Genomic DNA, 13,330 nt, shown 5'->3' on the forward strand with positions numbered 1-13,330 from the left:
CGTGACTAGCGTCCTTTCTACGCTGCGACCGCCTGCTGCTGCAGCGAAGCGGTGATCACACCGGTCGTCTCTACTCCGATACCCGGAGCGATCTCGTTGTACGAGCAGACCGCCATCTGCGGGAGACGCTGCTCGCACAGCATCCGCAGGTGCCGGCGCACGCGCGCCGAGCACAGCAGCACGGGGCGGCCGCCCTGAGCGATCGCCAGCTCGACCTGCTCGGCCGCCGAGTCGACGACCATCGCCGCGAGGTTCGGGTCCATCGCGAGAAATTCGCCGTCGGCCGTCTGCACCAGCGACTCGGCCATCGTCTGCTCGAGCGTCGGGTCCAGCGCGATCACGCGCAGCGTGCCCTCGTGGTCCAGGAACGGCGCCGTGATCGTGCGGCCCAGCGCCTGGCGGGCGTACTCGGCGAGCATCGCCGGATCGCGCGTGAGGCGGGCCTTGTCGCCGATCGCCTCCAGGATCGAGCCCAGGTCGCGGATCGAGACGCCCTCGCGCAGCAGCGACTGCAGCACGCGCTGGACCTCGCCGAGCGACAGCACGTCCGGCACGACCTCGGTGACGACGGCCTCGTTGAACTCCTTGAGCTGATCGAGCAGCTGGCGCGTCTCCTGGCGGCTGAGCAGCTCGGAGGCGTGCGCGCGGATCATCTCGGTGAGGTGGGTGACGACGACCGACTCGGAGTCGACGACCGTCCAGCCCAGGGCCTCGGCCTCGGCGCGGCCGGACTCGGGGATCCAGACCGCCGGCAGGCCGAACGCGGGCTCCGTGGTCGGGATGCCGGCCAGCTGCCCCATGGCGTCGCCCGGGTTCATGGCCATATGGTGCCCAGCCATCACGCCGCCGCGCGCAACTTCCGTGCCACGCACGCGCATGACGTACTCGTGCGAGTCCAGGGACACGTCGTCGCGGATGCGGACGGGCGGGATCACCATGCCGAGCTCGGACGCGATCTGGCGGCGGATCGTGCCGACGCGGGCGAGCAGCGTGCCGCCGGCCTGGGTGTCGACCATCGGCACCAGGCCGAAGCCGATCGCGAGCTCGAGCGGGTCCAGCGCGAGCGCGTCGAGCGCGGCGTCGCGCGGCGCGGCGAGCTGCGCCTGGGCGGGATCGGGGCCAGCGGCCAGCGCCGCCTCCTTGTCGAGCTTCTCCTGCTCACGCGCGTTGGGCTTGTTGCGCAGCGACCAGCCGACGGCGAAGAACAGCGCGCCGATGACGAGGAACGGGAGCTTCGGCAGGCCCGGGACGAGGCCGAAGAGCATGACCATCACGCCGGCGACGAGCGGCGCCTTGCGCTGGTCGAGGATCTGCTTGGAGACCGTCGAGCCGAGGTCAGACTCAGAACCCTCCGAGCGCGTGACCAGGATGCCGGTCGCGACCGAGATCAGCAGCGCGGGGATCTGCGCGCACAGGCCGTCGCCGATCGACATCAGCGAGAAGTGGTGGCCGGCCTCGGCGAACGGCATGCCCATCTGGACGACGCCGATGATGATGCCGCCGAGCAGGTTGATGCCGGTGATCAGGATGCCGGCCATCGCGTCGCCCTTGACGAACTTGGACGCACCGTCCATCGCGCCGTAGAAGTCGGCCTCCTGGGCGACCTCCGCGCGGCGCTTGCGCGCCTCCTCGTCGGTGATCTGGCCCGTGTTGAGGTCGGCGTCGATCGCCATCTGCTTGCCCGGCATCGAGTCGAGCGTGAAGCGGGCGCCGACCTCGGCCACGCGGCCCGCGCCGTTGGTGATCACGACGAACTGGATCACGATCAGGATCAGGAAGATCACGAGGCCGACGACGATGTTGCCGCCGACGACGAAGTTGCCGAACGCCTCCACCACGTGGCCCGCGTCGCCTTCGAGCAGGATCAGACGCGTCACGGACACGTTGATCGCGAGGCGGAAGAGCGTCGTGAGGAGCAGGATCGTCGGGAACGACGAGAAGTCCAGCGCGCGCGGCACGTACATCGTGGCCACGACGATCATCAGCGCCGCCGAGATGTTCAGCGTGATGAAGAAGTCGATCAGCAGCGGCGGCAGCGGGATGATCAGCATCGCCACGATCAGGACGACGCCGCCGGCGGCGAGCAGGTCGGCCTTCTTGCCGATCTTGGACAGGGTCGAGTTCATGCAGCAGCACTCCGGAGGCCGGCGACGCGGTAGACGTAGGCGAGAAGCTGTGCCACGGCGTGGAACAGGTCTTCGGGGATCTGTCGCCCGATCTCGACGTTGGCGTACAGCGTGCGCGCCAGCGGCGGGTCGGGGACGATCATGACGCCGGCATCCTTGGCGGCCTCACGGATCTTGTGTGCGAGGTTGTCGACGCCCTTGGCGACGACGATGGGTGCGGAGCTCCCGCTCTCGTACTTGAGAGCGACTGCGAAGTGGGTGGGGTTGGTGACGATCACGTCTGCAGTAGGAACCGAATCCATCATGCGGGACCGGGACATCTCCATCGCCCGGCGCCGCTGCTGAGACTTGATTTCGGCAGGAAGCTCCTGCTGCTTGAACTCTTGTTTGAGTTCTTCCTTGTCCATCTTCAGCGACTTCTCGTGCTTGTGCTTCTGCCAGGCGAAGTCCAGGGCCGCGATGAACAGGTACGCCATGGCCGCGCGCGTGGCGATCGTCATGACCAGGGACGCGATCTCGGGCACGATGTCCTGCGGCGGCGTGCCGACCAGCGCGGCGAACTCGTCCAGCTTCGGGAACACCGCCATGGCGGCGATCGCGCCCACCGCGACGGTCTTCATGATGTTCTTGACCGTCTCGACCGCGAAGTGCTGCGGATTGAAGAGGTTCTTGAAGCCCGAGACCGGGTTGATCTTCTTGAACTCGGGCTTCATGGCGCCCGGCATCGGCTTCAGGCCGACCTGGGCCGCGGACGAGAGGAAGCCGGCCACGAGGCAGATCGCCATCACCGGCAGCGCGGCCAGCATGATGTGCTGGCCGACGAGCATGAACAGCTCGCCGATGCCCTTCTGGTCGACGACCTGCGGCGTCTTCATCAGGTCGATGACCTGGACCATGGCCAGCTTGCACTGCTCCATGATCTTCGGGCCGAACGCGTTCAGCGCCAGGATCGAGGCGAGCAGGATGGCCGCGCCGTTGACGTCCTGTGAGCGCGCGACCTGGCCCTTCTTGCGCGCGTCTTCCTTCTTCTTCGGTGTTGCCTTCTCGGTCTTGTCGTTGGCCATGGCGCTGCGTCACCCCCCGAGCGCGGAGAGGGCCTGCGCGACCGACAGCTGCAGCTGATCGGCGATGAAGCCGGAGACGAACGGGAGCGACGCGCCGATCAGCGTCAGGCCGACGATCATCTTGGCCGGGAAGCCGACGGCGAAGATGTTCATCTGCGGGACGACCTTGGAGACCACGCCGAACGCGGCGTCCACGATCACGATCGCGATCAGGACCGGGGCGCAGATCATGAAGGCCGAGGTGAAGATGCTCGAGAACGCGATCTGCGCGCCCTCGACCATCGAGTTGATGGGCGGCGCGCCGAGCAGCGGCACGGCGTCGTAGGTCTTGGCCATGCCCTTGATGACCCACGTGTCGCCGCCGATCGCGACGAAGATCGCGACGCCGAAGAGCGAGTACATCTGCTGGATCACCGCGGACTGCGTGCCCGTGACGGGATCGACGATCGCGCCGAACGAGAAACCGATCAACGTATCCAGCAGGGTGCCCGCGGCCTGCAGGGCCGCGAACATCGCGTGCAGCGCGTAGGCGAACGCGAGGCCGACGATCAGCTCCTTGACGAGCAGGCCGGCGTAGTTGAGGACGTCGAGGTCGATCTCGCCGTGCTTGACCACCGGCATCAGGCCGACGGCCAGGGCGACCGCAACGATCCCCTTCACGCGCGAGTTGATCATCTTCGAGCTGAACAGCGGCGCCAGCAGGAACAGCGGCGAGATCCGCGCCAGGACGAGGAAGAAGGCCGCGACCGTCTGCTCGGAGAAGTGGGCGAGCAGTGCCTCAGGGGCCATCTGCGCCACCGACGGGCTTGAAATCGACCGTCTGGGCGATGCCGCCCCAGAGGTTGGAAGTCCAGTCGGTGATGGAGTTGAGCATCCACGGACCGGTCACGACCAACACCACGACGAGCGCCGCGATCTTGGGGATGAAGGAGAGCGTCTGCTCCTGGATCTGCGTGACGGCCTGGAAGACCGAGATCAGCAGACCCACGATCAGCGCCGCCAGCAGCATCGGCATGGCGACCTTCATCGTGATGCCCATCATGTCGACGAGCAGTGAGGTGACGGTGTCCTGGGTCATGTGTGGAAGCTCTGGACGAGGGACCCGCAGATGAGGTTCCACCCGTCGACGAGGATGAACAGCAAGATCTTGAACGGAAGAGAGATGAAGACCGGTGGGAGCATCATCATGCCCATCGCCATCAAGGTGGACGAGACCACCAGGTCGATGATCAGGAAGGGCAGGAAGATCAAGAAGCCGATCTGGAAGGCCGTCTTGAGCTCGGAGATGATGAAGGCGGGGATCAGGACCTGCGTCGGGACGTCCTTGCGGGTCTTGACGTCCTCCATCTTCATGTCGGCGAGGCCGATGAACAGCTTGAGGTCCTTGCCGCGCGTCTGATCGAACATGAACTCGCGCAGCGGCGCCTCGGCCTTCTTGAACGCGACCTCCTGCGTGATCGCGCCCTTCTGGAGCGGATCGTAGGCCTCGGCCTTGATCTCCTTGATCGTCGGGCTCATGACGAACAGCGTCAGGAAGAACGCGATGCCGACCAGGACCTGGTTCGGCGGCGCCGTCGGCGTGCCGAGGCCCGAGCGGATGAAGCCCAGGACGATCAGGATGCGGGTGAAGCCCGTGACCGTGAACAGCAGGGCGGGCACCAGCGAGATGCCGCCGATGAAGAGCAGCAGCTGGACTGCGGACTGGCCGTCGGTCTTCACTTCGCCACCGCCTTCGCACGGATGAGGTTCATCAGGCCCTTCGGTGCAGCGGTCTCGGCCTCGAGGCTCGCGAGCGTCATCGCCGGCGGCTCGAGCAGGCCCAGGGCGGTCGCCTCGGCCTCGCTGTAGCGACGGATCGGCGTGATCTGGTGCTCAGCGGCGCCCAGCAGGACGATCTCGCCGCCGACCCGCACCAGGTGCAGCGAGCGGTTCGGGGCGAGGTTCAGCGTCGCGACCGTCTCGAGCGAGTCACCGGACTCGTCGGCGTCCTTGGACGTCTTGACCTGCTTGAGAACCCAGTGCAGCCCGTAGATGACGGCCAGGACGATGGCCAGGCCGACGATCGTGCGGACGATGCTGCCGCCGCTGGTCGCCGAAGCGCCCGTGGCGGCCGAGCCGGTTTCTTCGGCGAGGTTCAGCTTGGTGCCCTCGCCGTCGGCCGCGAAGGCGACCGGGGCCGTGAGCCCGCAGGCGAGGGTGGCCGTCGTAACGGCAGCGAGAATGGAGGAGGGAGTGCGCATAACCGAGGTGAGCCGCGGGATCAAGCGGCTCACGGCTCGTATCGGCACCTGGGGTCCAGACCTGAAGTCCCTACGCGGACCTCAAGCTTTGGCCCGCCGGTCCGATGACCCCCGCGCGAGTAACTGATGGGCTAGCGCGCTATGGCTGAGACGAACCCGAGGGCCCGCCCGCCCCGCCACCAGGTGTACCCGCGCTCGCCGATGCGCCCGGCTGCGGTGGCAGAGCGACGGGTGGAGCCGTGGCAGCGGGCGGTACCCCCACATCGACAGTTCCCGCGCGGCGGTGGCGGATCCGCTCATAGCGCAGCTCGTTGACCACCGCGCCCGAGAGCACGATCAGCGCGAGCACGTAGAACCACACGAGCGCGATCAGCACGAAGACCGCGCTGGTGCCGATCCGCAGCGCCGAGATGTTGGTCAGGTAGACCGGGAACGTGACGTCCACGATCCCGGTCGCCACCGTCGCGCCGAGCGCGCCCGGCCACACGCACGACCACGGGATGTAGCCCTTCGGCACCGCGGTGTAGGTGATGCACAGCGCGCCGAACAGGATCAGCAGGCCGAGGGCGACGGTCATGAAGTAGACGAGGTCGCCCGTGTCCTCGAGCCCGAACGGCAGCGTCTGGGCGCTCGAGGCCAGCAGCGCCTGCACCGTCGGCACCGCGACGGACGCCGCGATGAAGATCAGCACGACGCCGAGCATCACGAAGCCGAACAGCTTCTGGTGCACCCACGAGCGGCACGGCCGGTGGTAGATGCGGCAGAACGCCGTGTCCAGCGCGCCCCAGAAGGACGCGCCGACCCACAGCGAGGACACGACGGCGACGATGCCGACGGTCGTGGAGGACTCCTGCAGCCGGCGGATGCCGTCCACCAGGGTGCTTTCGGCCGCGGTCGGGAAGATCGTGCGCGCGTCCTGGATGACGGACGCGGCGAGCTCCGGGGACCGCAGCACGCGGCTGGCGACGAACAGCGAGATCAGCGCCAGCGGGAAGATCGACAGCAGCAGGTTGTACGCCACCATCGCGGCGAGGCCGGTGATCCCGTCCTCGTAGGCCTTGCGCCAGAAGGAGACAACGGCACGGACGGCGCGTCGGAACACGCCGCCCGTTGTAGCCGATATCCCGTTGCTAGACGTCGCCCTCGGTGCTGTCGGCGGACTGTGAGCCCGACGGCGCCAGCACCTCGGTCACCCGCAGGCCGAACTCCTCGTCGATCACGACGACCTCGCCGCGCGCGATCGGCTTGCCGTTGACCAGCAGGTCGACGGGCTCCCCGGCCAGGCGGTTGAGGGTCACGATCGACCCCGGGCCCAGCGCGAGCGCCTCGCGGATCGTCATCTTCGTGCGACCCACCTCGACGGCGAGCTCTACCGGCACGTCGTGCAGGCGGGACAGCTCCTCGGCGGAGACGGGCGCGGGAGCGCTCTCCGCCGGGCCGGCCGTGGTGGTCTCGAAGGGTGCGAAATCGACGTTCTCAGCCATTGGATCTCTGCCTTGTCTTACTGGACGGTCACGTCGGAGAAGATGACGTGCTCGGCCTTGACATCGGTGTGCTTCTTGATCCCCTTGAGGATGTCGTGCTTGAGGTGCTCACGGCCCTCCTTCTCCAGGAGGTCCTTGTCCTTCGCATCAGTCAGGGTATCCGTGATGACGTCGCGGACAACGCCTTCCTGCAGCATCGCGCCGTAGCCCTCGGGCACCTTCGGCGCCGGGCCGTGCCCGCCGGCGGCGGCCTCGGTCGAGTGGTCGTCGTGCGCGAGGATCAGGCCGACCTGCAGCTTCGCGAAGCGGCCGTCGGCCAGATTGACCAGGAACTCCTTCTGGAGCATGTACACCGTGCCGTGGACCTTGGGCTTGGGCGCCGGCTTCTCGGCCTCGGCCGGCTTGGCCAGGACGAACTTGTAGGCGCCGCCGAGGACGGCGAGCAGGGCGATGATGGGGACGATCTTCTTGACCATGGGTTCAGCGCCTCCATGCGCTAGGGATGTGACTCCGTGTCGGATGAATCGGATGAGACCGGTGCGTTGAGCCGTGAGAGCACGATCTCGACCCGCCGGTTCTTCGCACGCCCTTCGGACGTCGAGTTGCTGTCGATGGGCTCCTGGCTGGCGTACATGCCGCCGGAGACCCGCCGGGCGTTGACGCCTTCGGCGACAAAGTCCCGGATCACTGCGCCGGCGCGCGCGCCGGACAGCTCCCAGTTGGATGGGTACTGCGAGCCGGAGATCGGCTGCGAGTCGGTGTGGCCCTCGACGACGACGGGGTGCTCGCGCTCGTCGCGGACGACCTGAGCGATCTTCTCCACGAGGTGCTTCGCGCCCGGCTTGAGCGTCGCGCGGCCGGAATCGAAGAAGACCTTGTCCGTGAGCAGCTGGATCACCAGGCCGCGGCGGCGCACCGTCACCTTGACGCGGCCGTCCAGGCCCGCCTCCTTGGCGAGGTTGTCGATGCGACGCTTGAGGGCGCGGAAGTCCTGCTCCTCCTCCTTGGACGCCTTGGCCGCCTCGGCGGCCGACTGCTTGGACGTCTCGGCCCGGATGTCGGTGAGCGGGCGAAGCGCCGGCAGCGGCGGCTGCACGGAGGACTGCTCGGTCTCGGATGAGCTCGAACCGGTCTGGAGCATCGACTTGCCGCCGTCCAGCACCGCGCCCGAGAACGCGTCATTGAGGGACTTCTGCAGCGCCTCGAACTTCGACGTGTTCACGGACGAGATCGAGAAGAGCACCATGAAGAGCGCGAACAGGAGCGTCATCATGTCCGCGAAGGACACGAGCCAACGTTCCTCGTTCTCGTGCTCCTCCTCGTGGTGCCCGCCCTTATGTCTGCGGTTGCTGGCCATCAGAGGTCACCTACGCGGCGGCCTTGGCGACGGCTTCGGCGGCGGCCTGCTCCTCCTCGGAGCGGCGCTGCTTGGGCGGAACGAAGGTGATCAGCTTCTCGCGCACGACGCGCGGGTTGTCGCCGGCCTGGATCGAGAGGATGCCCTCCACCACGAGCGCGCGGGCGTGCAGCTCCTCCTGCGAGAGCTGCTTCAGGCGGGCGCCGGCCGGGAGGAAGATGACGTTGGCGGAGGCGACGCCGATCAGCGTGGCGATGAACGCGGCCGCGATCATCGGGCCGAGCGTCTCGGGCTGGTCGAGGTTGCCGAGCACGTGGATGAGGCCGAAGACGGTGCCGATGATGCCCATCGTCGGGGCGTAGCCGCCGGCCTTCTCGAACGGCTGCGTGGCGGCCGCGTGGCGGGCGCGCATGGCGTTGTTCTCGGACTCGAGGATGTCGGCGACCAGGTCGGGGTCCGTGCCGTCGACGACGAGCTGCAGGCCCTTCTTGGTGTAGGTGTCCTCGATCGTGTTGGTGACCTCGTCGAGGGCCAGCAGGCCGTCGCGGCGGGCGGCCTCGGCGTAGCCGACGAGCTCGTCGACCTTCGCGTTGAGGTCGATCTGGTCCGGCGCGAAGACGCGCTTGTACTGCATCGGGATGTTCTTGACGGCGTCGAAGCTCGTGCCCATGATCGTGGCGCCGAGCGTGCCGCCGAGCACGATGAGCATCGCGGGAAGATTCAGGACGGCCATCGGGTTGGAGCCTTCGAGCGTGGCTCCCAGATAGAGGCCGGCGATTCCGACGACCAGGCCGATGAGTGAAGAGACCTTCATCGGTCTTACTCCTCGTTATCAGGGTTGGAGGGGGGAGGGGCGGCAGTCGCGGCGACGAGCGTGAGCGCGGAGTCGCTGCGGCGCTTGACGGGGGTGCTGGGCAGCGCGCCGGCGATGATCGAGGAACGCCATTCCTTGACGGCGTTCACGACGACCTCCGGCGAGTCGGACACCAGCACCTTCTGGTGCGTGGTCAACGTCACCACCGTGTCGGGCGTCGAGTCGATGGCGACGATCAGATCGGGGTTGAGGTAGAAGACCTCAGCCCGCGTGGATAGACGGTGGAGACGGATCACACCCCTGTCATCGGCAGATGTACGAGGAGCCTTAAGCGAAAAAGCCCGCCAGAGGCGGGCTTTTTTGGCTCTACGTAAGGGAAAGTACGCGCGTTAACGCTTCAGGTTCACCAGGTCCTGCAGCATCTCGTCCGCGGTGGAGATCACGCGCGAGTTGGCCTGGAAGCCGCGCTGGGCGGTGATCATGTTGGTGAACGTCTGCGAGAGGTCGACGTTCGACATCTCGAGCGTGCCCGGCGCGACCATCGAGGCGCCGTCGACGCCCGGCGTGCTGACCGTCTTCTGGCCCGAGTTGGCCGACGGGGTCCAGGAGTTGCCGCCGCTGCGCTCGAGGCCCGTGGCGTTCGCGAAGTTCGCGATCGTCAGGCGGTAGCCGGTGACGCGCTGGCCGTTCTGGATGTAGGACACGCCGCCGTTGGTGTCGATGGCGACGTTGGCGGCGTCGTCCGGGATCTTGATCGCGACGCCGGTCGCGATCGGGTTGCCCGTGCCCTGGTCGATCTGGTAGCCGACGACGTACTGGCCGGCCGAGTTGGTCAGGTAGCCCTCGGTGGAGACCGAGAAGTTGCCCGCGCGGGTGTAGCTCGTCGCGTTGATCGGCGCGTTCGCGGCGCCGTTCGGATTGCCCTCGCCGATCTGGAAGAAGCCCTCGCCCTGGATCGAGACGTCGAGCGGGTTGCCCGTCGGCTGCGACGTGCCGGTCGACATCAGGTTGTCGATCGAGCCCAGCTTGACGCCCATGCCGACCTGCGCGGCGTTCGAACCGCCGGTGGCGGTGTTCGCGCCGGCCGCGCCGCGCTGAAGCTGGTTCAGGCTGTCCTGGAACGTGACGCGGGCGGACTTGTAGCCGACCGTGTTGACGTTCGAGATGTCATTGGCGGTGACATCGAGCATGACCTGGTGCTGCTTCAGACCGCTGATCGCGGAAAACATGCCTCGCATCATGAGAGGGGGTGCTCCTTGGGGAGTTCTGCTTGGAGGAGGGTCGGCCGCGGGTTAGGCGGAGACTTCGGCAATGAGGGACGGGTCGATGCCGGGCTTGCCGGCGATGGTCAGCGTCGCCTGACCATCCTTCGTGGTGGCGACGCGCTCGACCTTGCCGGTCTGGAGGTCACCCTTCGAGTCGACGTAGGACACCGTGCGGCCGATCAGGCCGACGGCGGAAGACGTGTTCAGCGACGACGCGATGCTCGTGTTCGTCGCCCGCATGTTGTTCATGCCCTCGACCATCGAGAACGAGGCCATCTGCGCGATCGACTCGTTCGTGTCCATCGGGCTCGTCGGGTCCTGGTGCGTGAGCTGGGCCACGAACAGCTTCAGGAAGCCGTCCTGGTCCATCGTCGCCTTCGGGTTCGACAGCTTGCTCGTGTCGGTCGGCGTGGTGGCCGACGTCTGCGCCGTCGCGGTGGTGGAGGGAATGGAGGTCATGAGGAGGGAGTGGGCTCCTGATCAGGCGAGAACGTCAACGAGCACGCCGTTGGGGAGGACAAGGCTTGTGTCGGCAGGAGCAGGCGATTCCGTAAGCGCCGGGTCATCCTGCAGACCCATCCGCACGTTCCGGACGTTGCCCGGCAGCTGGTCGCCGAAGATGTCGGCCTGCTTGGAGCCGGCCTGCTGCTGCTGGTAGTCCTGCTGCGTGGTCACGTCGAGCGAGAGCAGGTTCACGTCGCGGGACTCGAGGTCCCGGCGCAGGTCGTCGGCGGCCTGCGTGAGCAGCTTCGCCGCGTCGGCCGAGTCGGCCACCAGCTGGGCGGTGACACCCTGCGGCGTCGTCTGCAGGCGCACCTCGATGCCGCCGAGCTCGACCGGCTTGAGGTTGAGCTTCGCGTGCGTGATGCCGCGGTCGGCCGCGATCTGGATCAGCTGGGCGGCGCTCTCGGGCGCACGGTAGAGCGGGATGGCGCGCTGCAGGCCGGCCGCGTTGGGCATCGGCGTGGCCGGGGCCACCGGCGCGGGCTGCGCGACCGGCTGGGCCGCCGTGGTCGGCGCGGCCGGGGCCGGGGCATCGGCGGGCTTGGTCGCCTGCGTGGCCGGCGTGGGCGTCTGCGGGTTCGGCTGGGACGGCGTGTCCGAGCCGGCCTGCTCGCCGCCGCCCGCATTGCTCGGAAGCGCGACGGCGACGTCCGGCTGCGGTGCGTCCAGCGTCTCGGTCGGCAGCTCGACCGCCGGGGCGGCGGGCAGCTCGACGTTCGGGACCTCGGTGTCCGCGACGGGCGTCAGCCCGGCCAGGAAGGGCAGCGGGATGCCGCCCGGCGTGCCCGGGGCGACGGCCGCGGCGGCCTCGCCCGTCAGCGGCTCGGCGGCCACGGGGGCGGCCGGAGCGACGGGAGCGGGGGCGCCGCCCAGCAGGTTGAGCGACGGGAACGCCGGGATCGCCGGCGCGCTCTCACCCTCCACCGCCGGGGTGGCGGTGCCGGGGAGCGGCGCGCCGCCCGTGGGCGCCGCCGGAGCGGGCGTCGCGGGCAGCGGGCTCGCGAGCTGCAGCGCGAAGATGTCGGGCGTCGTCTGCGGACGCGGCGTGGGCTCGGTCGGCTCCTCCGCGACCTCCGTGGCGGCCTCCGGCTTGGGCTCGTCGGCCGGCTTGGCCTTCGGCTTGGCGTCGTCGGCGCGCTGCGGGCGCTGCGCGTCGTCGCGGCGCGGACGCGGGGCCGAGGAGCGCGGCGCGTCGTCCGTGCGCGGCGCGGCGGCGCCGAGCAGGGCGGAGAACGCGTCGGCGGGCGGCGCGGACTGCGGGCCGGTGGCGCTCGAGCGCGGCGGGAGCGCGGCGGTGCGAGCCGCGGAGGGGCGGTCGGTGGTCATCGGCCTCAGATCTCGGAGGGAGCGTTGGAGCTGGAGTACGGGGTGGCGGGCGGCGTGGAGGAAGCGGCGGGCGAGCGGAACGACGCGGCGTTCTGCTGGACGATCCGCACGTAGTTCTGGGTCTCGGCGTACGGCGGGATGCCGCCGAAGCGCTGGACGGCGCCCGGACCGGCGTTGTACGCGGCGAGCGCGAGCGCGGTGTCGCCCTTGAAGGCGTCCAGCTGCTGCTTGAGGTACTTGGCGCCGCCGTTGAGGTTCTGAACCGGGTCGAGCACGTTGGTGACGCCCAGGCCGGCGGCGGTGGCCGGCATGAGCTGCGTGAGGCCGCGCGCGCCGGCGGGCGAGCCGGCGTCCGGCTTGAAGCCCGACTCCTGCTTGACCAGGCCGGCCAGCAGCGCCGGGTCGAGGCCGTGGGCCTTCGCGGCGACGGTGATCTCGGCGGCGTACGGCGTGCCCGCGGGCAGCTCGGAGGTCGTGGGCGCGGCGGCGCTCGCGGGTGCGGCGGCCGCGGCGGCGGCGCTCGCCGGCGCCATCGTCGCGGCCTGCGCGGTCGCAAGCTGCGACGAGAAGCTCGTCTGCGTCGCCTGCGGCTGCTGCACGGGCTGGGGGACGATCCCGGCGGCGAGCATCGACTGGATCTGGCTGATGCGGCTCATGGCCGCTTCGATGCTCACGCGGCAACAACTCCTCGGCGGTGCACGGCGAGCGCGAGCTCGTCGAGCGTGTTCTGGATCCGGACCGCCCATTCGGCGTTGTGCTCGGCCTGCTGGCGCTCCTTGAGCTTCTCGATGGCCTGGCGGTCGCGGGCGGCGGCGGCCAGGTGGTCGCGCTTGGCCTCGACCTCGGCCTCGCGGCGCGAGAGCTCGATCGCCGCGTGGCTCTGCAGCTGCTCGGTGCGCTCGACGTAGTTCTGGATCGCGCGCAGGTTCACGGCGGAGGTGAGGCCGCCGGACGCCATCGCGTTGCGGTTCATCTCGCACGCGGCGCGGACGTCGGCGCGTGCCTCGTCGAGCAGCGTCTGGCCTTCGTCGCGGTGGCGGATCTCCTGGGTCAGCGCTTCACGCGCTTCTTCTTCGGCGCGCTCACGGAGGGTCCGGACCCGCTCGAGCCGGAACGTGAAGGAGGGTGTCTCCACGAGAGGCGTATCGGC

General features: G+C 68.8%; 17 protein-coding genes. All 17 read right to left on the reverse strand.

The window, feature by feature from the left end; translation table 11 throughout:
• Window positions 1–17 precede the first annotated feature (17 nt).
• Window positions 18–2,126: a flagellar biosynthesis protein FlhA gene (gene flhA / locus OJ962_RS19690; RefSeq protein WP_202954530.1), complete on the reverse strand. Its 2,109-nt coding sequence runs from the start codon at window positions 2,124–2,126 to the stop codon at window positions 18–20.
• Complete coding sequence (gene flhB / locus OJ962_RS19695; protein ID WP_202954531.1) at window positions 2,123–3,190, reverse strand: flagellar biosynthesis protein FlhB; 1,068 nt, start codon at window positions 3,188–3,190, stop codon at window positions 2,123–2,125. Before flhB ends, flhA begins: the two co-directional genes overlap by 4 nt.
• Before the next feature lie 9 nt (window positions 3,191–3,199).
• Window positions 3,200–3,979, reverse strand: a complete 780-nt coding sequence (fliR, locus tag OJ962_RS19700; RefSeq protein WP_202954532.1) for a flagellar biosynthetic protein FliR — start codon at window positions 3,977–3,979, stop codon at window positions 3,200–3,202.
• Window positions 3,969–4,268, reverse strand: a complete 300-nt coding sequence (fliQ, locus tag OJ962_RS19705; RefSeq protein ID WP_202954533.1) for a flagellar biosynthesis protein FliQ — start codon at window positions 4,266–4,268, stop codon at window positions 3,969–3,971. Before fliQ ends, fliR begins: the two co-directional genes overlap by 11 nt.
• Complete coding sequence (gene fliP, locus OJ962_RS19710) at window positions 4,265–4,909, reverse strand: flagellar type III secretion system pore protein FliP (RefSeq protein ID WP_202954534.1); 645 nt, start codon at window positions 4,907–4,909, stop codon at window positions 4,265–4,267. The genes fliQ and fliP overlap by 4 nt, the downstream gene beginning before the upstream one ends.
• Window positions 4,906–5,430, reverse strand: coding sequence for a FliO/MopB family protein (locus tag OJ962_RS19715; RefSeq protein ID WP_270006547.1), 525 nt, complete (start codon window positions 5,428–5,430; stop codon window positions 4,906–4,908). The genes fliP and OJ962_RS19715 overlap by 4 nt, the downstream gene beginning before the upstream one ends.
• Before the next feature lie 139 nt (window positions 5,431–5,569).
• A complete protein-coding gene (locus OJ962_RS19720; RefSeq protein WP_202954536.1) occupies window positions 5,570–6,532 on the reverse strand; it encodes a YihY/virulence factor BrkB family protein in 963 nt (320 codons plus the stop codon).
• 28 nt (window positions 6,533–6,560) lie between these two features.
• Entirely contained in the window at window positions 6,561–6,914 is a 354-nt protein-coding gene (gene fliN / locus OJ962_RS19725) for a flagellar motor switch protein FliN (RefSeq protein ID WP_202954537.1), read from the reverse strand.
• 17 nt (window positions 6,915–6,931) lie between these two features.
• Window positions 6,932–7,390 carry a flagellar basal body-associated FliL family protein gene (locus OJ962_RS19730; protein WP_202954538.1) on the reverse strand — a complete coding sequence of 153 codons (459 nt, stop codon included), beginning with the start codon at window positions 7,388–7,390 and terminating at the stop codon, window positions 6,932–6,934.
• Window positions 7,391–7,410: 20 nt separating this feature from the next.
• Complete coding sequence (locus OJ962_RS19735; protein WP_202954539.1) at window positions 7,411–8,271, reverse strand: flagellar motor protein MotB; 861 nt, start codon at window positions 8,269–8,271, stop codon at window positions 7,411–7,413.
• A gap of 10 nt (window positions 8,272–8,281) precedes the next feature.
• On the reverse strand, window positions 8,282–9,085 hold the full coding sequence (locus tag OJ962_RS19740; RefSeq protein WP_202954540.1) for a flagellar motor protein: 804 nt from the start codon (window positions 9,083–9,085) through the stop codon (window positions 8,282–8,284).
• Window positions 9,086–9,090: 5 nt separating this feature from the next.
• On the reverse strand, window positions 9,091–9,381 hold the full coding sequence (locus tag OJ962_RS19745) for a flagellar FlbD family protein (protein ID WP_202954541.1): 291 nt from the start codon (window positions 9,379–9,381) through the stop codon (window positions 9,091–9,093).
• A 93-nt stretch (window positions 9,382–9,474) separates the two neighbouring features.
• The gene (locus tag OJ962_RS19750; RefSeq protein ID WP_202954542.1) at window positions 9,475–10,314 is read right to left on the reverse strand and encodes a flagellar hook-basal body complex protein; all 840 of its coding nucleotides are present in this window, start codon (window positions 10,312–10,314) and stop codon (window positions 9,475–9,477) included.
• A gap of 63 nt (window positions 10,315–10,377) precedes the next feature.
• Complete coding sequence (locus OJ962_RS19755) at window positions 10,378–10,809, reverse strand: flagellar hook assembly protein FlgD (RefSeq protein ID WP_202954543.1); 432 nt, start codon at window positions 10,807–10,809, stop codon at window positions 10,378–10,380.
• 21 nt (window positions 10,810–10,830) lie between these two features.
• Window positions 10,831–12,180, reverse strand: coding sequence for a flagellar hook-length control protein FliK (locus OJ962_RS19760; RefSeq protein WP_202954544.1), 1,350 nt, complete (start codon window positions 12,178–12,180; stop codon window positions 10,831–10,833).
• 5 nt (window positions 12,181–12,185) lie between these two features.
• Window positions 12,186–12,854: a lytic transglycosylase domain-containing protein gene (locus tag OJ962_RS19765; protein ID WP_270006548.1), complete on the reverse strand. Its 669-nt coding sequence runs from the start codon at window positions 12,852–12,854 to the stop codon at window positions 12,186–12,188.
• Complete coding sequence (gene fliJ / locus OJ962_RS19770; RefSeq protein ID WP_202954545.1) at window positions 12,851–13,315, reverse strand: flagellar export protein FliJ; 465 nt, start codon at window positions 13,313–13,315, stop codon at window positions 12,851–12,853. The genes OJ962_RS19765 and fliJ overlap by 4 nt, the downstream gene beginning before the upstream one ends.
• Between the last annotated feature and the right edge of the window lie 15 nt (window positions 13,316–13,330).

It is taken from the genome of Solirubrobacter deserti (assembly GCF_027587175.1).
Lineage (GTDB): Bacteria > Actinomycetota > Thermoleophilia > Solirubrobacterales > Solirubrobacteraceae > Solirubrobacter > Solirubrobacter deserti.

Coding starts and splice junctions, on each gene's coding strand:
- OJ962_RS19760 (WP_202954544.1), bottom strand. CDS start 12,180: ATGACCACCGACCGCCCCTCCGCGGCTCGCACCGCCGCGCTCCCGCCG.
- flhA (WP_202954530.1), bottom strand. CDS start 2,126: ATGAACTCGACCCTGTCCAAGATCGGCAAGAAGGCCGACCTGCTCGCC.
- OJ962_RS19740 (WP_202954540.1), bottom strand. CDS start 9,085: ATGAAGGTCTCTTCACTCATCGGCCTGGTCGTCGGAATCGCCGGCCTC.
- fliR (WP_202954532.1), bottom strand. CDS start 3,979: ATGGCCCCTGAGGCACTGCTCGCCCACTTCTCCGAGCAGACGGTCGCG.
- OJ962_RS19715 (WP_270006547.1), bottom strand. CDS start 5,430: ATGCGCACTCCCTCCTCCATTCTCGCTGCCGTTACGACGGCCACCCTC.
- OJ962_RS19750 (WP_202954542.1), bottom strand. CDS start 10,314: ATGTTTTCCGCGATCAGCGGTCTGAAGCAGCACCAGGTCATGCTCGAT.
- OJ962_RS19755 (WP_202954543.1), bottom strand. CDS start 10,809: ATGACCTCCATTCCCTCCACCACCGCGACGGCGCAGACGTCGGCCACC.
- OJ962_RS19730 (WP_202954538.1), bottom strand. CDS start 7,390: ATGGTCAAGAAGATCGTCCCCATCATCGCCCTGCTCGCCGTCCTCGGC.
- fliQ (WP_202954533.1), bottom strand. CDS start 4,268: ATGACCCAGGACACCGTCACCTCACTGCTCGTCGACATGATGGGCATC.
- OJ962_RS19735 (WP_202954539.1), bottom strand. CDS start 8,271: ATGGCCAGCAACCGCAGACATAAGGGCGGGCACCACGAGGAGGAGCAC.
- flhB (WP_202954531.1), bottom strand. CDS start 3,190: ATGGCCAACGACAAGACCGAGAAGGCAACACCGAAGAAGAAGGAAGAC.
- fliN (WP_202954537.1), bottom strand. CDS start 6,914: ATGGCTGAGAACGTCGATTTCGCACCCTTCGAGACCACCACGGCCGGC.